This window comes from Amycolatopsis silviterrae, assembly GCF_042684085.1.
GTDB classification, from domain to species: domain Bacteria; phylum Actinomycetota; class Actinomycetes; order Mycobacteriales; family Pseudonocardiaceae; genus Amycolatopsis; species Amycolatopsis silviterrae.
Map to the genome: position 1 here is coordinate 22,883 of NZ_JBHUKS010000005.1, position 17,960 is coordinate 40,842.

The 17,960-nt window shown below is 70.0% G+C and carries 21 protein-coding genes; 13 read left to right on the forward strand and 8 right to left on the reverse strand.

Annotated elements, in window-relative coordinates; all coding sequences use genetic code 11:
• The first annotated feature begins 74 nt into the window (after positions 1-74).
• From ACFSVL_RS08330 to ACFSVL_RS08345, 4 genes are read left to right on the forward strand one after another with little or no spacing between them, the layout of a single operon-like run.
• The gene (locus ACFSVL_RS08330; protein WP_378302080.1) at positions 75-512 is read left to right on the forward strand and encodes a MarR family winged helix-turn-helix transcriptional regulator; all 438 of its coding nucleotides are present in this window, start codon (positions 75-77) and stop codon (positions 510-512) included.
• Positions 513-564: 52 nt separating this feature from the next.
• Positions 565-1,215, forward strand: coding sequence for a TetR/AcrR family transcriptional regulator (locus tag ACFSVL_RS08335; protein ID WP_378302082.1), 651 nt, complete (start codon positions 565-567; stop codon positions 1,213-1,215).
• Positions 1,216-1,227: 12 nt separating this feature from the next.
• Complete coding sequence (locus ACFSVL_RS08340) at positions 1,228-1,737, forward strand: pyridoxamine 5'-phosphate oxidase family protein (protein WP_378302084.1); 510 nt, start codon at positions 1,228-1,230, stop codon at positions 1,735-1,737.
• A gap of 49 nt (positions 1,738-1,786) precedes the next feature.
• On the forward strand, positions 1,787-2,230 hold the full coding sequence (locus ACFSVL_RS08345; protein ID WP_378302086.1) for a nitroreductase family deazaflavin-dependent oxidoreductase: 444 nt from the start codon (positions 1,787-1,789) through the stop codon (positions 2,228-2,230).
• 40 nt (positions 2,231-2,270) lie between these two features.
• On the opposite strand, the gene ACFSVL_RS08350 is transcribed toward ACFSVL_RS08345, so the two are convergent.
• Complete coding sequence (locus ACFSVL_RS08350) at positions 2,271-2,726, reverse strand: Asp23/Gls24 family envelope stress response protein (RefSeq protein WP_378302088.1); 456 nt, start codon at positions 2,724-2,726, stop codon at positions 2,271-2,273.
• A gap of 184 nt (positions 2,727-2,910) precedes the next feature.
• On the opposite strand from ACFSVL_RS08350, the gene ACFSVL_RS08355 reads away from it, so the two are divergent.
• Positions 2,911-3,120, forward strand: a complete 210-nt coding sequence (locus ACFSVL_RS08355; protein ID WP_037812879.1) for a CsbD family protein — start codon at positions 2,911-2,913, stop codon at positions 3,118-3,120.
• Between the two features lie 47 nt (positions 3,121-3,167).
• Here ACFSVL_RS08355 and ACFSVL_RS08360 read toward each other — a convergent pair whose 3' ends face one another.
• Genes ACFSVL_RS08360 through ACFSVL_RS08375 form a run of 4 tightly spaced genes read right to left on the reverse strand, consistent with a single transcriptional unit; the run spans position 3,168 to position 7,262 of the window.
• Entirely contained in the window at positions 3,168-4,541 is a 1,374-nt protein-coding gene (locus tag ACFSVL_RS08360; protein ID WP_378302090.1) for an MFS transporter, read from the reverse strand.
• A gap of 32 nt (positions 4,542-4,573) precedes the next feature.
• Positions 4,574-5,596, reverse strand: coding sequence for an ADP-ribosylglycohydrolase family protein (locus ACFSVL_RS08365; protein WP_378302092.1), 1,023 nt, complete (start codon positions 5,594-5,596; stop codon positions 4,574-4,576).
• Between the two features lie 5 nt (positions 5,597-5,601).
• Complete coding sequence (locus ACFSVL_RS08370) at positions 5,602-6,546, reverse strand: carbohydrate kinase family protein (protein ID WP_378302094.1); 945 nt, start codon at positions 6,544-6,546, stop codon at positions 5,602-5,604.
• Positions 6,543-7,262, reverse strand: a complete 720-nt coding sequence (locus ACFSVL_RS08375) for a GntR family transcriptional regulator (protein WP_378302096.1) — start codon at positions 7,260-7,262, stop codon at positions 6,543-6,545. The genes ACFSVL_RS08370 and ACFSVL_RS08375 overlap by 4 nt, the downstream gene beginning before the upstream one ends.
• 232 nt (positions 7,263-7,494) lie before the next feature.
• On the opposite strand from ACFSVL_RS08375, the gene ACFSVL_RS08380 reads away from it, so the two are divergent.
• Entirely contained in the window at positions 7,495-8,079 is a 585-nt protein-coding gene (locus ACFSVL_RS08380) for a helix-turn-helix domain-containing protein (RefSeq protein WP_378302098.1), read from the forward strand.
• Between the two features lie 40 nt (positions 8,080-8,119).
• On the opposite strand, the gene ACFSVL_RS08385 is transcribed toward ACFSVL_RS08380, so the two are convergent.
• Positions 8,120-9,283, reverse strand: a complete 1,164-nt coding sequence (locus ACFSVL_RS08385; RefSeq protein ID WP_378302100.1) for an LLM class flavin-dependent oxidoreductase — start codon at positions 9,281-9,283, stop codon at positions 8,120-8,122.
• A 213-nt stretch (positions 9,284-9,496) separates the two neighbouring features.
• Between ACFSVL_RS08385 and ACFSVL_RS08390 the strand changes: the two genes are divergently transcribed.
• From ACFSVL_RS08390 to ACFSVL_RS08410, 5 genes are read left to right on the forward strand one after another with little or no spacing between them, the layout of a single operon-like run.
• Positions 9,497-10,864: a purine-cytosine permease family protein gene (locus ACFSVL_RS08390; RefSeq protein ID WP_378302102.1), complete on the forward strand. Its 1,368-nt coding sequence runs from the start codon at positions 9,497-9,499 to the stop codon at positions 10,862-10,864.
• On the forward strand, positions 10,861-11,268 hold the full coding sequence (locus ACFSVL_RS08395; RefSeq protein ID WP_378302104.1) for a RidA family protein: 408 nt from the start codon (positions 10,861-10,863) through the stop codon (positions 11,266-11,268). Before ACFSVL_RS08390 ends, ACFSVL_RS08395 begins: the two co-directional genes overlap by 4 nt.
• Positions 11,269-11,290: 22 nt before the next feature.
• Complete coding sequence (locus ACFSVL_RS08400; protein WP_378302106.1) at positions 11,291-12,079, forward strand: creatininase family protein; 789 nt, start codon at positions 11,291-11,293, stop codon at positions 12,077-12,079.
• 16 nt (positions 12,080-12,095) lie between these two features.
• Positions 12,096-12,665, forward strand: coding sequence for an NADPH-dependent FMN reductase (locus tag ACFSVL_RS08405; protein ID WP_378302108.1), 570 nt, complete (start codon positions 12,096-12,098; stop codon positions 12,663-12,665).
• A complete protein-coding gene (locus ACFSVL_RS08410; protein WP_378302110.1) occupies positions 12,665-13,294 on the forward strand; it encodes a 3,4-dihydroxy-2-butanone-4-phosphate synthase in 630 nt (209 codons plus the stop codon). Before ACFSVL_RS08405 ends, ACFSVL_RS08410 begins: the two co-directional genes overlap by 1 nt.
• On the opposite strand, the gene ACFSVL_RS08415 is transcribed toward ACFSVL_RS08410, so the two are convergent.
• Both ACFSVL_RS08415 and ACFSVL_RS08420 read right to left on the reverse strand, forming a co-directional pair.
• On the reverse strand, positions 13,251-14,405 hold the full coding sequence (locus ACFSVL_RS08415; protein WP_378302111.1) for a DUF1684 domain-containing protein: 1,155 nt from the start codon (positions 14,403-14,405) through the stop codon (positions 13,251-13,253). The two genes, ACFSVL_RS08410 and ACFSVL_RS08415, sit on opposite strands and share 44 nt — an antisense overlap.
• A 109-nt stretch (positions 14,406-14,514) precedes the next feature.
• Complete coding sequence (locus ACFSVL_RS08420; protein WP_378302113.1) at positions 14,515-15,084, reverse strand: helix-turn-helix domain-containing protein; 570 nt, start codon at positions 15,082-15,084, stop codon at positions 14,515-14,517.
• A gap of 69 nt (positions 15,085-15,153) precedes the next feature.
• On the opposite strand from ACFSVL_RS08420, the gene ACFSVL_RS08425 reads away from it, so the two are divergent.
• A complete protein-coding gene (locus tag ACFSVL_RS08425) occupies positions 15,154-16,686 on the forward strand; it encodes an MFS transporter (RefSeq protein WP_378302115.1) in 1,533 nt (510 codons plus the stop codon).
• A gap of 170 nt (positions 16,687-16,856) precedes the next feature.
• A complete protein-coding gene (locus ACFSVL_RS08430; protein ID WP_378302117.1) occupies positions 16,857-17,588 on the forward strand; it encodes a twin-arginine translocation signal domain-containing protein in 732 nt (243 codons plus the stop codon).
• Positions 17,589-17,960: the final 372 nt, after the last annotated feature.

The following is a 17,960-nucleotide window of genomic DNA, read 5'->3' on the forward strand; positions in this document are numbered from 1 at the left end:
AAGTACTTAGCTAATATGCCACGGCTAGACTCCGCGCGGCAAGGAATGCGGCCGGCACCACAGGAGAAGAATCGATGGGCGACGAGGCGATCACCCGGCTGGCGCGAGCCGCCTACCGGCTCAGCGCGGCCGACTCCCGGCTCCGCGGCCGGGCGACCCGCGACGCCGAAGCCCTTTCGCTCGCGCACGCCCGCGCGCTCAAAAGCCTCGCCGAACACGGGCCGATGACGGTCAACCAGCTGGCCGGGCACGTCGAAACGACCGGAGCCGCGGTCACCCAGCTCGTCAACGGCCTGGCCAACGCGGGATACGTCACGCGCGAACGAGCGGCTTCCGGCGACCGCCGCACCTCGATCGTCGCCTTGACCGACGCGGGCCGCCGCCGCCACGACGAGCGGGAGCAGATCCTCGCCGCCGGGCTGCGCGAGCTGACCGAGGACCTCGACGAGCACGCGATCGACGCCGCGGGCACGGTCCTCACCCGGCTCGCCGCGCTGTACGACCGGCTCTGACGCCCCGCGCGGGCTCTATCAACTGATTGAATCGGCTGATAGAGTCCGCGCCATGGGCACCGAAGCCGCGCGGATCCCCAGCAGCCGGGGAACGGCGACCGAGCAGCGGCTCATCGCCGCCGCGGAACGGCTTTTCGCCGAGCACGGCGTCGGCGCGATGTCCCTGCGCACCGTGATGCAGGCGGCGCGGACGAACGTGGCGGCGATCCACTACCACTTCGGTTCCAAGGAAGGCTTGCTCGACGCCGTCCTGCGCAGCCGCCTCGGCCAGGTGGCCGTCGAGCGGACCGCGGTGCTGGGGGAAGTCCCTGAAAACGGGGTCACCGCACGGGAATTGGCCCGCGCGTTCGTGCAGCCGGTGGCCGCCGTGCTCGAATCCGGCGGCGAATGCTGGATCCGGCTGGTCGGCAGGCTGCTGGCGACCGGCGGCGACGGGCTGGACGCGGTCGCCGAGTCGTTCTTCGAGCGCAACGCCGCGTTCGTCGACCTGCTGGACCGGCTGAGCCCGGGCGTCCCCCGCCGGACGCTCGATTTCCGGCTGTCCCAAGCGATGACCGTGACCCTGAACGTCCTCGGCGACGTCGGCCGCACCCGCCGCCTGCACGGCCCGGACGCGGCGGACTGGACCACCGGGGAGATCGTCGAGGACCTCGTCGACGTCGTGACATCCGTACTCGCCGGCCCGCCGGGGCCCGACGCATGAAGTGAGGGATCGATGGGAACCAACCAGCGCGCGCAGATCGAGATGACCCCCGAGGAGGTCTCGGCCTACCTCGCGTCCCAGCGCACCGCGACGCTCGTGTCGCTCGGCGCCGGCGGGCATCCGCACGCGGTCGCCATGTGGTACGCGGTCCTCGACGGCGTACTCTGGTTCGAAACGAAAGCCAAGGCGCAGAAGGCAGTCAACCTGCGCCGCGATCCGCGCGTCACGGTCCTGATCGAGGACGGCCTGACCTACGACGCCCTGCGCGGCGTCTCGATGGAAGGGCGGGCCCAGGTCGTCGACGACCCCGAGGCGCTCTGGGCGGTCGGCGTCGGCATCTGGGAGCGTTACCACGGCGAGTACACCGACGAGGTGAAACCGATGGTGGAATTCATGCTCCGCAAACGGGTCGCGGTCCGCGTCGACGTCGAGCGCGTCCGTTCGTGGGACCACCGCAAGCTCGGCCTCGACCCGATGCCGCTGGCCGGATCGACCGCCGCCACCCCGCCAGGAGGGCACTGATGGGACGCTTTCCCTTCCCGCGCAAGCACCGAAGGGCCTGGACTCGCCGGTGACGGCGGCGCTGATGAAGTACATGGCCAGAATCCAGGTCAAGGTCTTCACCGCCACCGACGGCCGGATCGGCGCGAAATGGCGCGTCGGGGCCGGTTTCCGCCACCCGGTGCCGACGCTGCTGCTCGAACACCGGGGGCGCAAGTCCGGCCGCCTGTTCACCACGCCCTTGCTGTACCTGCGCTCCGGCGACGACCTGATCCTCGTGGCGTCCCAAGGCGGTCTGCCGAAGCACCCGCAGTGGTACTTCAACCTGCTCGCGCACCCGGAAGCCCACGTGCACCTCAAGGGCCGCCGGAACCTCCCGGTGAAGGCGCGGGTCGCTTCGGCGGACGAACGCCGCGAACTCTGGCCGCGGATGGTCGAACTGTACGCGGATTTCGCCAAGTACCAGGATTGGACGGACCGCGAGATCCCGGTGGTGGTGCTCGCTCCGCGCTGAGCGGGAGGGGTCGTGCGCCGGTTCTAACCGGCACGAACACTCACGACACCCGGCTGCTGTCCCCCGCCGCGCCTTCCTCGTCGTCGGACGGCAGATGCAGATCTCCCACGCTGATGTTGACCTCCACCACCTCCAGCCCGGTCATCCCCTCGACCGCGCTGATCACGTTCCGCCGGATCGACCGCGCGACATCCGCGATCGACACGCCGTACTCCACCACGATCTGCAGATCCACCGCAGCCTGCTTCTCCCCCACCTCCACCGAAACACCCTGCCCCGCCGACGCCGTCGCACCCGGAATCCGCTCCCGCAACGCCGAAAACGCCCGCGCCGCACCACCGCCCAGGTCATACACACCCGGAATCTCCCGCGTCGCCAGACCAGCGATCTTCTGCACCACCACGTCCGCGACCGTCGTCGTCCCCTGCGAACTGGCCAGCGGCGCGGCCTTCTCCACGTCCTGGGACTTGGCCGCGGTGTCGTTCGTCGAAGCCATCGTTTCTCCTCCGGTCGTCTCCGGTTGTTTCAGTTCACCGGTCCGACTCCGGAACCGCGCGAAACTCACTCCCCGCACGAGTGACGACGATCACAGGATCGAGTGAGTGACGATTCGGAATCCGCGCTGTCTTCTCCGGTGACGCATTCTGGAGTTCGTTGTTCGCGATGAAGGAGGAGAAGCCATGTCGATGGGCGACAAGATCGGTGCCAAGGCAGACGACTTCGGCGGCAAGGCCAAGGAGGCCGCCGGTTCCCTGACCGGCGACGAGAAACTGGAAAACGAAGGCAAAGCCGACCAGGCGAAAGCCGGGATCAAGGAAGCCGCCGAAAACGTGAAAGACGCTCTCGGCGACGCCGCGGGCAAAGTCAAGAACGCGCTGAAGAAAGACTGATTCGCGAGCGCGGGGTCCCGCCGCCGCGGCGGGACCCCGCGTGTGCGTCAGGGCCGGGCGGCAGCGGAGGACGCCCGGCGCTCGGCCAGTTCCTTCTCCACCTTCGGGTAGATCCGCTCCAGCCGGTAAGCCCAGAACAGCACGATCAGCAGCACGAACAAGGCCATCGGCACGTAGACGAACAACGCGTTGATCGCCGCCAGCGCCGAATCCGGCTGGGTGTGGCTCAGCCCGTTGTAGCCCGCCGCGCCCATCACCCAGCCGAGCACCGCCGCACCGAGGCCGTAGCCGAGTTTCTGGCCCATGCTGCCCGCGCTGTAGAGCACGCCCTCCAGCCTGCGCCCGTTCTTCCACTCGCCGTACTCGATGGTGTCGGGCAGCATGCCCCAGATCGCGCCGAAGATCGGGATCCGGCCGATGCCGCGCAGGATCGAACCGGTGACGGCCAGGCTCATGTCGGTCGGGTCGATCGCGATGATCAGCGACCCCACCACGAAGATCGCCGCGCCGACGATCATCGGGGCGATTTTGCCGAAACGGTTGTACACCGGCTGCATGAACAGCATGCCGAGCAAGGCCGGGATGTAGAGCATGAAAGACATCAGCGCGGCGAAACCGGCATTGCCGAGGAAGTACTGCGCGAAGTACGCGGTCGCTCCGGTGTAGAGCGATTCCGCGATGCTGAACACGATGAAGATCGCGAACAACAGCACCCAATACCGGTTCCGCACCGCGAGCTTGAGCGATTCGCCGATGCCCGGCTGTTCTTTCGGCGGTGCGGTGTCGACGAGGCGTTCCCGCGTATTGCGGAAGGTGATGAAGAACAAAACGGCCGCGAGCGCACCGAAGAGGCAGAACGTGATGATCCACGCGCGCTGGTCGTCGCCGAGCGCGCTCACCAGCGGCAGCGTGAGCACGGTGACGACCAGCGAGCCGAGGGTCGCGCCGAACATCCGGGTGACGTTGAGCCGGGAGCGTTCGGTGAAGTCCCGCGTCATCCGGGTGTTCAGCGTTCCGTACGGGATCACCGCCGCGCTGAGGGCGATGTTCATCAGCGCGTAGGTGATCGCGATGTACACCAGCGTCGGTGTCGGTTCCATGCCCGGCACGGTGAACACCAGGATCAGCGCGATCGCGAACGGCGCGGCGGCCCACAGCACCCAGGGACGCGCTTTGCCCCAGCGGGTCGAGGTCCGGTCGACGATCGCGCCCATCCCGACGTCGACCACTCCGTCGAACAGCCGCGCGATGAGCACGATCGTGCCGACCGCCGAGGCCGCCGCCCCGATCACGTTGGTATAGAAGAAAACCACATAGGTGGCCAGCGCACCCCAGGCGATGTTCGTGGCCAGATCACCGCCGCCGAAGGAAAGCCGTTCCTTCCAAGTCACCGTGGCGAATTCGTCGCTTCGTTCGCTCATCGTCGAGCGTCCCTTCGGATCGGGGTGGGGGGTTAGTGCTGGACCGCAGCCAGCAGTTCGTCGGCGAGCGCGGCCAGATCGAGGCCGTTCGCACGCTCGACCTCCGCGACCGCAGCCGCGTCGATCACTTCGATCCCCCGGTAAGCGCCGGCGATCGCCGCCGCCATGCAGCCGATCGTGTCGCTGTCCCCGCCCGCGTTGGCCGCCAGCCGCGCGACCCGCACCGGGTCGCCGCCCGCCGCGACGAAGAAGCCCAGCGCGGCAGGCACCGCCTCCGCAGCGGGCAGCCCGACGCCGATCTCCCCGGCGATCAGGTCGATCGCGTGCTCGTCGTCGCGGGCCGTGATCGCCAGCGCGACCGCCCGGTCGATCCGACGCTCGACCGAAGCGCCTGGCACGTCGCGCCCCTCGGTCCGGCCGAGTTCGGCCCCCGCCCGGGCTCCGTCGGTGGCCGCGCGGACGATGTCGACGATCTCCGCCCCCGGCGTGCAAGCCCGCGCGACCGCGGCGGCGATGGCGGCGGCGCCCGCGACCCCGGGCGGCGTGTTGTGGCTGGGCACGCAGGTGGTGAAGGCGGTCCGGACCGCCGCTTCCGGGTCGCCGTGGTGGTACAGCCCGACCGGCCCGACTCGCATCGCGGCGCCGTTGCTGGCCCCCTGCGTCATGATCGTCCCGGTGCGGCCGACCTCGCGGGGGTCCTCGCCGCGCTCCAGCCGGGCGATCGCCTCGCGGGTGGTCGGCCCGGCGAAATGCGGGAAGTAGTTCTCGTTCTTGGACCATTCGATCAGCAGCTGCGCCATGTCGTCCGGGCTCAGCGCGGCGCCGGTCCGGGCGAGCAGCCTGGCGAGCATGATCATCTGGCTGGAGTCGTCGGTGATCTGCGCGGCGGCGCGGCCCTTCGCGTACGGGGCGCCGGGGAGCGGGGCGTGGAACTCGGTGACGTAGCCGCCGAACGCGGCCCGGATCTGGCCCCGGCTCAGTTCCTCGGTCGGCGCGCCGAGCGCGTCGGCCAGGCAGGCCGCGGCGAGACTGCCGTGGATCTTGGAACGCAGCACAGAATTCAACTCGGGTACCTCTCAGTCGTGATCGTGATCAACTCGTCCGGCCACTCGCCGCGCTGCGAGCCGGACAGATAGGTGCGGCCGCCGACGGCGGTGACGCACCGGGTCGCCTGGGCAACAGCCCGGCGAAGGCTTTCGCGCACCTCGGCCCCGGCCAGCAGCGCGCCAAGGAACGCCCCGGCCAGCGCATCGCCGGCGCCAGTCGTGTCGACGGCGGTCACCTCGCCGCACAAGCGCGCTCGGTGCACCACACCGTCCCGGTCCAAAGTGGACGCCCCGTGCGCACCCTCGCTGATGACAACGAGTTCCGCGCCGAGCTGGATCAGCCGCCGGGCGGCGTCGCGGGGTTCGGCGGCGAGCTTGGTCGCCGACGCGGCGTTGAGGAAGACGATGTCGCTGAGCCCGAGCAGCCGCGCGAACTCCGGCTGATCCGGCTCGAACGCGTCCGGCTCCAGGTCGACGGCGACGCGCGCGCCGCGTTCCCGGGCGAGTTCCGCGACGGCCGAGGCCCACTCCAGATCGTCCGCCAGCGGCGCGACGAGGTCCGCGCCCGCCAGGACCGACGCGTCGATCTCCTCGATCGCCGGAACCTTGATCCCGGTGTCCGCGCCGGTCAGCGCCTTCTCGCCGCTCGCGTCGAGCTGGACGAAGCACATCCAGGTCGGATGTTCGAGGTCGCGCAGGGAATGCTCGATCGACACCCCGAGCTGGCGAAGCTCGGCCAGCGCGGCGTCGGTGTCCGGCCCGGCCCCGGTCTTCGTGATCAGGTCCACCGCGATGCCGTGCTGCGCGGCCGCCGCCGCGAGGTTGGCGCTCATCCCGCCGCCGTACACGCCGGTCAGGGAGCCGATGGCCTTGTTGTCGTTGCCCGCGATGTGCGGCACCTGGACGAAGTAGTCGATGCTCGCGTCCCCGACGACCACCAGCCGCGGCACGGCGCTCATCGCTCGCTCCGGAGGTCGATGTCGAGGTGGTAGCGATCGCCGCGCAGGATGTAGCGGGTGAACTCCACCGGACGCTGATCCACGCCGAACGACGTGCGTTCGCGCAGCATCGCCGCCGCGCCGGGCTCGACCTGGAGCCGCTCCGCCTCCGCCGCGGACAGGTTCACCGCGCTGACCCGCTCGCGGGCGTGCGTGGGCTGCGCGTCGTGGCCGGAGAGGAAGGCGTACAGCGAATCCCCGGCGAACTCGGCGAAATCGATGCCGGGCTGGGGAACCAGGTAGTGGTCGAGGAAGACGAACGGATCCTCGTCGATCCAGTAGCGCCGCTCGATGTGGCTCACCGTGTCGCCTGCTTCGAGGTCAAGCGCCTCGGCTACGGCTTTGCCGGCGGCTTCCTCGGCGTTGCTGAGCAGCTCCGGGCGGATCGCGAAGCCGCGCTGCCGAAGCTCGCGCCCCAGGCCGAGCATCGGGCTCATCGCCCGGATCTCGTTCGACGCGACGATGCTGCCGCGCCCGTGGAACCGCTCCACGAGGCCGAGCCGCTGCAGCTCCTGGAAGGCACGCCGCACCGACGTCTGGGACACCCCGTACTGCGCCCTGAGCTGGCTCTCCGACGGCAGCCAGTCCCCCGGCTTCAGCTTGCCGCTCAGGATGTCGCGCTGGATCTCGCTCTGGATCGTGCGATAGAGCGGCGCTCGGCTCGGTCGGGTGCTCATACAACTTAGTGTACTAAGTGTGTCAACCAGCTCGCCACGGGAGCGGCGCGGGTCGTCCGTGAGGGGAACCTTCACAGACGCTGATTCCCTCAGGGTTCCCCTCACGGACTTCGGCGCAAGCGGAGAGCCACAACGTCGTCCGGGCGGTTTCCAGACGCTTTTCCTTGCACATTCCCGCCCCGCCGCCCGAGAGTCCATTTCGGAACACCCCGGCTCCGGTATAGTCGGGCCAATGCGCACCCCTCCCTCCCCCGATTCCGGAGCCGCGCCGGATCCGGCGCAGGTGCTCGGGGCGCGGGTGCGCGAACTGCGCCGGGGCCGCGGCCTGACGCTGAAGCAGGTCGGCCAGGTTTCCCGTCTGTCGCACGCTTTTCTCAGCCAGTTCGAGCGCGGGCTGGCCGCCGCCAGCGTCAGCACGCTGCAGCGGATCGCGGTCGCGCTGGACACCACCGTCTCCGCCTTGCTGGCCGGACCGGCGGAACAGGGCGTGGGAGTGCTGCGGGCCGACGAAGGAATGGTGATGCCCGGCGCCGAGGTCCCGACCGGATCGACCGCGCGGGCGTTGTCCAGGGCGGGTTTTCCGGTGCAGCCCATCGAATACACCGGCGGACCGGCGGAGTTCGGCGAGTATTTCGAGCACGTCGGGCAGGAGATGCTCTACGTCGTCGCCGGGCGGATCGAACTGGACTTCGAAGACGGCCGCCGCGAGGAACTGGGCGAAGCCGACGTGGCGACCTATCCCGGGTCGCGGCCGCATCGCTGGCGCAGGCTCGGCGACGAACCGGTCCGGGTGCTGCTGATCAACACCGGGGAATGACCGCGGCCGCGCGGCCGGAAACGCCGCGCGGCCGAGGGAATCACCGCAGCAGCGGCACGACCTGTTCGGTGAAGCGCCGCATCTGCTCGGCGGCCATGTCGTAGGTGTGCCCGGGGAAATGCGGGAACACCACGAGGTGTTCGAGGCCGAGCGTGTCCTTGTGGTGCTGCACGATCTCGGCCACCTCCTCCGGAGTGCCGACCGCCCAGCACTTCTGCTTCGTCGACTGTTCCAGCGTCGGCACCAGCCCGGCCGGCGCGCGGTTTCCGTCGTCGCCGCGGTAGCCGCTGCTCCAGCCGAACGGGGCGAGCAGGTTCCAGAACTCGTCGTGCCCGATCCGGCCGGTGCGCCACGCCTCTTCGTGCGTGTCGGCGATGTGGATCGGCAGGACCAGGATCCGGTTCTGCCCCGGGGCCAGCCGGCCGTGCCGCCGCTCGTACAGTTCGGCGTAGCGCTCCCACTGCTCGCGAATGTACCCGTGATACTGGTTCCACCACACGCATCCGTGCCCGATCTCGGCCGCGTAGTCCAGCGTCGGCGGGCTGGTGACCGCCTGCCAGATCTCGACCGGATGCAACGGGCCGGGCACCAGCGTCAGCGTGCCGGCGTCGTGGTCCGGGTCGCTGGTGTCCGGCGGCGGAAGCTCGAAGAACTTTCCGTTGTACGAGAAGGTTTCCTGGCTCAACGCCGTGCGCACGATGTCCATGTACTCGGCGAACACCTCGCGGTTGTGCGCGTCGATGACCTTGCGCTCCTCGCCGGACGACAGCACGCCGATGTCGGCCTGATGCGCGGTGAGGCTGCGCAGTTCGCGCGACACCGTGCCCCGGCCGACGCCGAGCACCGCCCGCCCGCCGGACAGGTTGAGCAGGCTGGCGAAGTCCTCGGCCAGCCGCAGCGGATTCCACTGCGGCACGATGCTGAACATCGACCCCAGCTGGATCCGGGAAGTCCGCGCGGCCAGATGCGCTTCGAGCATCATCGCGTTCGGCACGACCTCGTAGCCCTCATGCTGGAAATGGTGCTCCGCCAGCCAATAACTGTCGTACCCCAGTTCCTCGGCGAGCACGCCCATCCCGACGAGCCGCTCGTGCGCGTGCCACACCTGCTGCCGCGTGGCCCGGCGGCGCGCGGCCGGCACCGGGTTCCCGGCCAGCACGTCCGGCATCTCGACCGAGCCGAAGAAGAACACTCCGTGCCGCACTGGGCCTCCATCCCTCCCGGGCAAGGCCGGGCCACGATCAGACGCAAAATGTAAGTAATATCAACACTGTGCGGGCTGACCTGCGGAGTGTCAAGCCTCAAACAGACTCTTGACATCTGCCGACGGCGCGGCGCAGGCTGTGGCGGCGATGTTACCTATATCAACATGACGGCCGGTGCATCCGCCGCAGGGGGTTCATCCGCTGGAGGACAGATGGTCAAAGACGCCCGCACAGTCCGCGCTCCCGCAGTTTCCGTCGAGCACCACGGCATCGAAAGGATCCCCGACGACCAGCGGCACGGTTCGCCGCGTTCGGCCTTTTCCCTGTGGTTCGCGGGAAATCTGCAGTACTCGGCGCTCGCCGTCGGGGCCATACCCACCGCGTTCCTCGGGCTGAGCTTCGGCGAGGCCGTCGTTTCCCTGACGATCGGCATCCTGATCGGCAGCGTCCTGCTCGGCTTCGCCGCCTCGATGGGACCCCGCGCGGGCGTGCCGCAGATGATCCAGTCGCGCATTCCGTTCGGCTACTACGGCAATTTCCTGCCGGTGCTGTTGCTGTGCCTCACCGGCCTCGGCTACTTCGCGGTGAACACCGTGCTCGGGGCCTACATCGTCCGCGAACTGTTCGGGCTCCCGTTCCTCGTCTCGCTCGTCGCGGTCGCGGCGGTGCAGATCGTCATCGCGATCGTCGGGCACGATCTGGTGCACCAGGCGGAACGCTTCCTCGCCGTCGTCGCGTCCGTGCTGTTCTTGATCCTCACCTGGTACGGCCTGGCGAAAGGCAACCTCGGGGCACCCGGCGACGTCCTGCACCGCGGGGCGGGCGGCGTCGCCGGCGGGATGCTGACCACCGTCGCGCTCGCGTCGACGAGGACGTTCGGCTGGTCGATCGGCGGTTCGGACTACACGCGCTATCTGCCGCGCGGCACGTCGCGGCGGCGGGTGCTGCTCTCGGCGTTCTCCGGAGCCGCGCTGGCCGGGCTGTGGATGGCGGTCGTCGGGGCCGCGATCGGCACAGTGATCTCCGTCGACAGCCCGACCGACCTGGTGGCGAAGCTGATTCCGTCCGGGCTCGCCGCGGTGATCCTGGTGGCGTTGCTGGCGGCCTCGATCTCCGGCAGCGTGCTGGACATCTACACCGCTTCGCTGGGCCTGCTGATGGTCGGCGTCGCGGTGCGCCGCTGGATCTCCGCGGTCATCATCGGCGTGCTGGGCACCGCGGTGGGGTTCGTGGCCGGGCACGACGCGGGGTCGGTGTTCGGCACCTTCCAGAATTTCCTGTTCCTGATGGGCTATTGGATCGGCCCGTGGCTGGGGATCGTCGTCGTGGACGCGGTGGTCTTCGGGCGCGGCGAGATCGACCCGCGCCGGTATTTCGACCGCGCCCGGCGGATCCGCCCCGGGCTGGCCGCGTTCGTGATCGCGGTGGCCGTCTCGGTGCCGTTCATGGACCAAAGCCTGTACACCGGCGCGTTCGCCGCCCGATTCCCGCAGTTCGGCGACATCACCCCGTGGGTCGGCGGCGCGGTGGCCGCGCTCGCCTACTACCTCATCCGACGCTACCGGAAGGCCGCCCAGTGACGAAACAAGCGCTTGGCCCGTTGAAGTACGGCACGACGGTCCAGCCTTGGGGACGCGGAGCCGCGGCGGGCGGTTTCGTCTTCCTCAGCGGCATCGACGGCGTGACCGACGAACACGGCCAGCCCACCATCGGCGTCGCCGCGCAGACCCTGGTCACGCTGAACCGCGTGCACCGGCTGCTCGCCGACGCGGGCGCGGAGTTCGAGGACATCGTGCAGTTCGACCAGTTCCTCGCCGATCCCGCCGACCGCGCGGAGTACATGGGAGTGCGCGACCACTGGCTGGCCGAGCACGCGCCGAAGCTGCTGACCGAGCGCTCATACGCGTCGCTGCTGATCTATCCCGCGCTGGCCACGCCCGAAATGCGAGTGGAAATCCGCGCCGTCGCCTACCTCGGCTCCTGAACACCCGAAGGAGAATCCTCTGATGGCTTCCCGGTTTTTCGCTGATCTGCGAGCCTCCCAAGTGGACACGGCCTGCAGTCCGTCGTCGGTGGCGGTGCTGCCGGTCGGCGCGATCGAACAGCACGGTCCGCACCTCCCGCTCGCCACCGACGCGGTCGTGGCCGAAGCGGTGTCGAGGGAGGCGGTGGCGGCGCGCGGCGAAGAGCTGGACCTGTGGCTGCTGCCGACGATCACCTACGGCCGGTCGGTGGAACACACCTGGGCGGCGGGAACGCTGTCCCTGTCCACCGCGACTTTCGCCGCCGTGCTCGACGACATCGGACGTTCGGTGGCCGCCGCGGGCATCCACCGCCTCGCGCTGGTGAACGGGCACGGCGGGAACGTGTCCGAGATCCAGACCGCGCTGCGCGACCTGCGCCTCGCCTACGGCCTCCTGACCTTCGGCATCAACACCTTCCTCGCCGAGGACCACGACCCGGCCTGGGCAGCCAGCGAAAACGGCCTCGGCATCCACGGCGGGGCCGCCGAAACGTCCCTGATGCTGCACCTGCGCCCCGATCTGGTCGACCTCGGCGCCGCGGAACGCAGAATCCCCGCGCACATGGCCGACAACGTCCACGCCCGGTTCGGCGGCAGCGTCAGTTTCGGCTGGCTGGCCAACGATTTCGGCACCGAGGGCTACCTCGGAGACCCCACGCTAGCCAGCGCCGAAGCAGGCGCGACAGGGTTCAAGTCGCTCGTCGGCACCCTGGGCGACCAGCTCGCGGAGGTCGCCCGCTTCGACTTCCCCGACTCCGCCCGAACGCGCTAACGGAAGCTGGTCCACCATGCAACCCCTGATTGTCGGCATCGGCGGCACTGTCCGCCCCGATTCCTCTTCCGAACGCGCACTGCGCGCCGTGCTCGACAACGTGCGCGCGCACGGCGTCCGCACCGAACTGTTCACTGCACGAGACCTCGGCTTCGCCATGTACGAACCGGACCTCGCGCAGCGCTCCCCAGCCGCGACCGCGTTCCTCGACGCCGTCCGCCGCGCCGACGGCGTGCTCATCTCGACCCCCGGCTACCACGGCGGCCTGTCCGGCCTGCTCAAGAACGCCCTGGACTACCTCCAAGACCTAGCCGACGACGATCGTCCATACCTGCACGGCCGCGCGGTCGGCTGCATCGTCAGCGCCTACGGACCACAGGCCGGAGTGACGACCTTGACCTCCCTCCGCTCGACCGTGCACGCGCTGCGCGGCTGGCCGACCCCGCTCGGCGTCGTAGTCGACTCGACCGCCCAGCCGTTCGCCGACGACGGCCGCGTCGCCGACCGGAAACTCGCCGCACAACTCGCGACCGTCGCCGAACAGGTGGCGCGGTTCGCGACAGCGGAAATCCGGATCGTCGCGTGATGACCTCGCTAGCCGCGCACCCAGTCGACGCCGCACTCTCCGCCCTCGCGACCGGACGCCCAATGGTGCTCTCCGCCGCCGACGCCGCCTTGATTTTGCCCGCCGCGAAGGTATCCACGACCGCGCTGGCCTTCGTCGTCCGGCATTCGTCCGGGCTGGTAAGCGTCGCGCTGCCCGGTGACCGGTGCGACGCCCTGGAGCTGCCGCCCATGTGCCCGAGCTTCCGCGCCGGCGACGGCCCCGCCTGGTGCGTCGCGGTCGACGCCGCGACCGGCGTCACCACCGGGATTTCCGCCGCGGACCGGGCGGAAACGATCCGCCGGCTCGCCGATCCCGCCACTGTCCCGCAAGACCTGCACCGCCCAGGACACGTGCTGCCCTGCGCGACGCACCCGCAAGGAATCCTGGGGCGGCTTGCGATCCCCGAGGCAGCCGTCGACCTGTGCCTGCGTGCCGGGCACTCCGCCGCCGCCGTCTTCGCCGGACTGGTCAGCCCCTCAGATCCGCGACGGATGGCCACCCCGCGCGAATCCGTCGCCTTCGCCGCCGAACACGGCCTACCGGTGCTCGATCTGTCCGACGCGGTCAGGAATTGCCAGGCGAACCAGCGTATTCCTCGATCCGGGTGATGAGCCCGTCCTCGAACCGGAAATACACCGCGGCGTCGACCCGGAAGACCCCTCCGTCCTTCATGACCACGGTGATCACGTGCTGCTGGAGGACCTCGTCCGGCTGGGAGAACTGCCGGGTGACGTCGTAGCGCATCGACTGGATCGGCTCGATCTGGGCCGCCATGCCGGAAATGTTCTCCTCGATCGTCGATTCGCCCTTGCCGTCGTTGTGCCAGACGGCGGCTTTCTCCGCGCACATCGCCCGCGCCTGCGCCCATTCCCGGTTCTCCAGGTGGCGGAGGTAGGCGATCGCTTTCTCCTTCAGGCTCTGTTCTTCGGCGTAAACGAGAGCGCGCTCGCCCGCCGCCACGCGCATCGGCAGGTGGTTGCCGGGCGGCGAAAGCGGACAGGTGAAGACGGCCGGGGCCAGGTGGTGATGCGAAAGCGTCGCCTGGTTGAAGTCGACCGTCACCGCGCTGCCCGGTTCCAGCAGGGGCAGCACCAGCCAGCGGCCGATCCCGGGCGTCTCCGTTCCGTTGGTCTCGTCGGTGAAGACCACCAGCCGCTGCCCCGGCATGTCTTCGAGCACGGGCAGCACGTATTCCGTGCCGCGCACGGTGACGACGAGGTCGACCGGAGCCAGGATCGCTTCCGTGCTGCGGGGAGCCGTCAGCCGCCCCACTTCGATGCGGCGGCCCTCCGGAGCCGCCCGGTACTCGCCCTCGAAAACCCAGTCCGGGTCGTACGGGTAAGTGTCGATCCCGGCGAGCCCGGACCGGGCGAGCGCCTCGTGGTCCATGACGACCACGCCGTAGAACCCGTCCGCGCCGCCCGCGAAACCGACGCGCCCTCCGGAAAACTCCAGGGTGCTGCCGGACGGCACGTCAGCCGTTCCGTGCACCGCTTCGCCGTTGACCGTCACGGCGTCCTCGGCGCCGGCCGACACCGTCAGACCGCCCGCCTCGGTGACCTGCCACTGCCCGGGAATACCCGCGATGGCCCGGGGATCCCGCCCGGACACCCGGCCGTTGGCGACGACCTTCGCCTTGCCGTTCGGACCGGCGATCTCGTCCCACCTGGCCTCGCGCCAAGCCGTGTACCCGGGCGGGACAGCGTATTCCGTGTCCATGAGAAGTCCTTTCTGCCGCGATGCGAACACCGTCCAAACTAGGCCTGTCATGCGTGAGAGGCACAGGATCTTGCTAATTACGCAATGAGGGCCGCGCTGACCGTGCGTCTCAGGCCTTCCGGTCGGCTTGATGCCCGCGGCGAGCCTCGCGGTCGAAAATCCCGACGATCTCGCACGGCCGGCCCGCGGCGCCGATCGCGTGCGGAAGCATCGTCGGGAACTCGGCGGCCTGGTTGGCCTCCACGCGGAACCGGCGGTGGCCGAGCAGAAGGACGGCCGTGCCGGAGAGGACGACGAACCACTCGTGGCCCGGGTGCGCGCGCATCGCCGCGGGATTGTCCGGCGGCGGCGTCGTGATGCGCTGGCGCACGACCGTCATCCCGGGCTCGGCCTTGATCGGCCACCGCATCAGGCCGTGCGTGCCGTCGATCATCGGACTCGCGATCACGTCGTCGGTGTCCGCCTCGACGAGCTGGTCGAGTGACGTGTCGAGCGCACGGGCGAGCGTGACGAGCTGATCCAGCGCGAGGCGGCGCTGGCCGTTCTCGATCCGGCTGAGCGAGGACGGGCTGAGCCGCGCCCGGGTGGCCAGTTCCTCCAGCGACCAGCCCTGCGCGACCCGCAGCGCGCGGATCCGTTTGCGCACCAGGCTGTCCAGTTCGGCATCGTCTTGCGTCATACGCACAACCTTATGCCCCCTGCGCAAACCGCGCTTACCGTCGCGAGGCAACCTCCCGAAAGGACTTCCATGAGCACGAACCCGCCGCAGGTCGCGCCTGTGGTCTCCGACGCCCGCCAGCGCCGCTCGATCCTCGTCGCGGTCTCCGTCGCGTTGATGGCCGTCATCGCGTCGGTCACCGGCCTGAACGTCGCCCAGCCGTACCTCGCCGTCGAGTTCGGCGCCTCGCAAAGCACTGTCCTGTGGATCATCAACGGCTACATCCTCGCCCTCGCCGCGCTGTTGCTGCCGCTCGGCGCGGCAGGCGACCGCTGGGGACGCAAGCCGGTGCTTCTCCTCGGCCTGAGCATCTTCGGCCTCGCGAACGTGGGCGGCGGCCTCGCCCCGACAGCGGAAATGCTGCTCGCGGCACGCGTACTCAGCGGCGTCGGCGCGGCGATGATCATGCCCGTCACGCTCGCCGTCATCACCTCGACCTTCCCGGAGAAGGAACGCGGCCGCGCGATCGGCGTGTGGACCGGCGTCGCGGGCGGCGGCGGGCTGGTGGGCATGTTCCTCTCGGCCGTGCTCGTCGACGCGGCGAACTGGCGCTACCTGTTCGTCCTCCCGGTCGCACTCGTCCTCGTCGCGCTGGTCATGGTGCGCCGTTCGGTCCCCGACTCCCGCGAGACGCCGCACCGCCCCTTCGACCTGGTCGGTTCGCTCGCGGCGCTCCTCGCCGTCGTCGGCCTCGTCTATTTCCTGCACGAAGGCCCCGAAAACGGCTGGACCGCGCCCGCCGCCGTCATCAGCCTGTTCGCCGGTCTCGCCGCCGCCGCAGGCTTCGTCGCCTGGGAACTTCGCCACCGCGCACCGCTGCTGGACGTCCGGCTCTTCCGGGAACGCGGCCTGGCCAGCGGTTCCGTGACGCTCCTGACGGTTTTCGGCGTCCAGGCGGGAGTCTCCGTCGTGCTGTATCCGTTCTTCCAGACCGTCTTCGGCTGGCCGGGCCTGCTGTCCACAGTGGCCCTGCTGCCGATGGCCGGGCTGATGATGGTCGCCTCCGGCCTCGCACCGCGCCTCGCCGAGCGAATCGGCGCACGCGCCACCATGGCCACCGGCATCTTCCTGACCGGCGCGGGACTCGTGCTCCTGGCGCTGTTCGTGTCCGCCGACGGCGGGTACCTCGCGGTCCTGCCCGGCATGATCGCCATGGGAACGGGCATGGGCCTGTCGATGCCGCCCGCCACCGAGGCCATCACCAGCGCCCTCCCCCGGGAACGCCAGGGCGTGGCCTCCGCGCTCAACGACGTCACCCGCGAATTCGGCACCGCGCTCGGCGTCGCCCTGCTCGGCGCGCTGCTCTCGGCCGGATACCGCAGTGCCATCGGCCCCCGGCTGGCCGGCGTCCCCGCTCACCTCGCCGACGCCGCCCGCGAAGGCATCGCCAACGCCGTCCAAGCCGCACCCGGTTCCAGCGAACTGGTGCGAGCGGCCCAGGAGTCCTTTGCGGACGGCTGGCGAACCGCCATGTGGGCAGGCGCCGCCCTCATCGCCGCGCTCCTCGGCTACGTCCTCGCCGCCCGCCCGGCGCGCCGATCCGGCGGGCGACCGCCGATCTGATGACCGGCGTCGCCTGTCCGGCTGGCCCGGTCCCCCGCACCCGGTCGCCGTGGGTCACCGGCGCCGGACACAACCGGGTCGATCTTGGTCCCGCCCCTGGCAGCGCTGGCTGGCACTATCTTAAATTCAAGCGAGCCAGAGTCTTCGACACGCACCTGCGGAGGTAGAGGATGCCTGCTCCGAACGACGAGAAACCCGGGGAACCCGGCTCCGGCCAGGACCGGCGGAAGTTCCTGAAGGGGGCCGCCGCCGCGGCCGCGATGGGGGTGGGCGGGGTCGCGGCCGGCGGGCTGCTGGGCGGGCAGCAGGCGCACGCGCTGCCGCAGCAGACCGGCCTGCCGCCGATCGGCGCGGAGATCCCGTGCAGCTGCCTGGCGATCAACACCCCGCTGCAGATCCGGACGTCCCTGGTGAGCGTCGACTTCCGGGGCGGGATCAAGGTCCGGGTGGACGTCAACCCGGACGACCCGGTCAACTCGGTGCGCCTGCGGGTCGTCGGCCACCGCGTGTCCGCCGAACTGCCCGGCGGCGACGGCGCGGACCAGGGCGGCGGGACGATCACGATCGAGCAGAACGACATCGACGTGGACGCGAAGAGCCTGCTCAAGCTCACCCAGCGGTTCCCGCCGCGGTACGAGCAGATCATGGTGCTGAGCTTCACCATGACGATCGACCAGCCCGACGGGCTGCTGCGCCGCGCGGGCATCCAGTCGCGCAAGGCCTACGAACCGCTGGTGCTGACCACGAAGGACCCGGCGCTGCTGGTCGGGAAACTGACCCAGTTCCCGCCCCGGGGCGACCTGTACCAGCTGCAGAACCCGGTGGACCTGATCCTGCCGGACGACCCGGACACGACGATCGCGACGATCCAGAAATTCCCGGTGAAGGTCGGCGGACTCTGAGCCCGGTTCAGCCCGGCTGAGCCCGATTGAGCCGCGGCCCGGTTCGCCCGCCCGTGCGGGCGGGCCGGGCCGTTTCAGGTCGTGACAGGGCATCGGAGGTTTCCGCGCTCGGGGCTGCGTGAACCGGGCTGTGTGAACCGGGCTGTGCCAGCGATTTCCGCACGGCCGGGCACCGCGAACCGGCCGCCCCGGCACTGCCGAGCGCCACGGCATCCGCCGGGAATCCAGGCGGCACAGCCTCGGAGCCAGCGAGCCCGCAGCGCCGACCTCCCGCTTTCGGGCACCACACGGCGACGGCGGTCTTCGCGCCAACGGCCCCCAGCACCCAGCCCCGCACGATCCGGCCCGTTCCACCGCCCCCGAATCACCCCC

Coding starts and splice junctions, on each gene's coding strand:
- ACFSVL_RS08330 (WP_378302080.1), top strand. CDS start 75: ATGGGCGACGAGGCGATCACCCGGCTGGCGCGAGCCGCCTACCGGCTC.
- ACFSVL_RS08335 (WP_378302082.1), top strand. CDS start 565: ATGGGCACCGAAGCCGCGCGGATCCCCAGCAGCCGGGGAACGGCGACC.
- ACFSVL_RS08340 (WP_378302084.1), top strand. CDS start 1,228: ATGGGAACCAACCAGCGCGCGCAGATCGAGATGACCCCCGAGGAGGTC.
- ACFSVL_RS08350 (WP_378302088.1), bottom strand. CDS start 2,726: ATGGCTTCGACGAACGACACCGCGGCCAAGTCCCAGGACGTGGAGAAG.
- ACFSVL_RS08355 (WP_037812879.1), top strand. CDS start 2,911: ATGTCGATGGGCGACAAGATCGGTGCCAAGGCAGACGACTTCGGCGGC.
- ACFSVL_RS08360 (WP_378302090.1), bottom strand. CDS start 4,541: ATGAGCGAACGAAGCGACGAATTCGCCACGGTGACTTGGAAGGAACGG.
- ACFSVL_RS08370 (WP_378302094.1), bottom strand. CDS start 6,546: ATGAGCGCCGTGCCGCGGCTGGTGGTCGTCGGGGACGCGAGCATCGAC.
- ACFSVL_RS08375 (WP_378302096.1), bottom strand. CDS start 7,262: ATGAGCACCCGACCGAGCCGAGCGCCGCTCTATCGCACGATCCAGAGC.
- ACFSVL_RS08380 (WP_378302098.1), top strand. CDS start 7,495: ATGCGCACCCCTCCCTCCCCCGATTCCGGAGCCGCGCCGGATCCGGCG.
- ACFSVL_RS08390 (WP_378302102.1), top strand. CDS start 9,497: ATGGTCAAAGACGCCCGCACAGTCCGCGCTCCCGCAGTTTCCGTCGAG.
- ACFSVL_RS08400 (WP_378302106.1), top strand. CDS start 11,291: ATGGCTTCCCGGTTTTTCGCTGATCTGCGAGCCTCCCAAGTGGACACG.
- ACFSVL_RS08405 (WP_378302108.1), top strand. CDS start 12,096: ATGCAACCCCTGATTGTCGGCATCGGCGGCACTGTCCGCCCCGATTCC.
- ACFSVL_RS08410 (WP_378302110.1), top strand. CDS start 12,665: ATGACCTCGCTAGCCGCGCACCCAGTCGACGCCGCACTCTCCGCCCTC.
- ACFSVL_RS08415 (WP_378302111.1), bottom strand. CDS start 14,405: ATGGACACGGAATACGCTGTCCCGCCCGGGTACACGGCTTGGCGCGAG.
- ACFSVL_RS08420 (WP_378302113.1), bottom strand. CDS start 15,084: ATGACGCAAGACGATGCCGAACTGGACAGCCTGGTGCGCAAACGGATC.
- ACFSVL_RS08425 (WP_378302115.1), top strand. CDS start 15,154: ATGAGCACGAACCCGCCGCAGGTCGCGCCTGTGGTCTCCGACGCCCGC.
- ACFSVL_RS08430 (WP_378302117.1), top strand. CDS start 16,857: ATGCCTGCTCCGAACGACGAGAAACCCGGGGAACCCGGCTCCGGCCAG.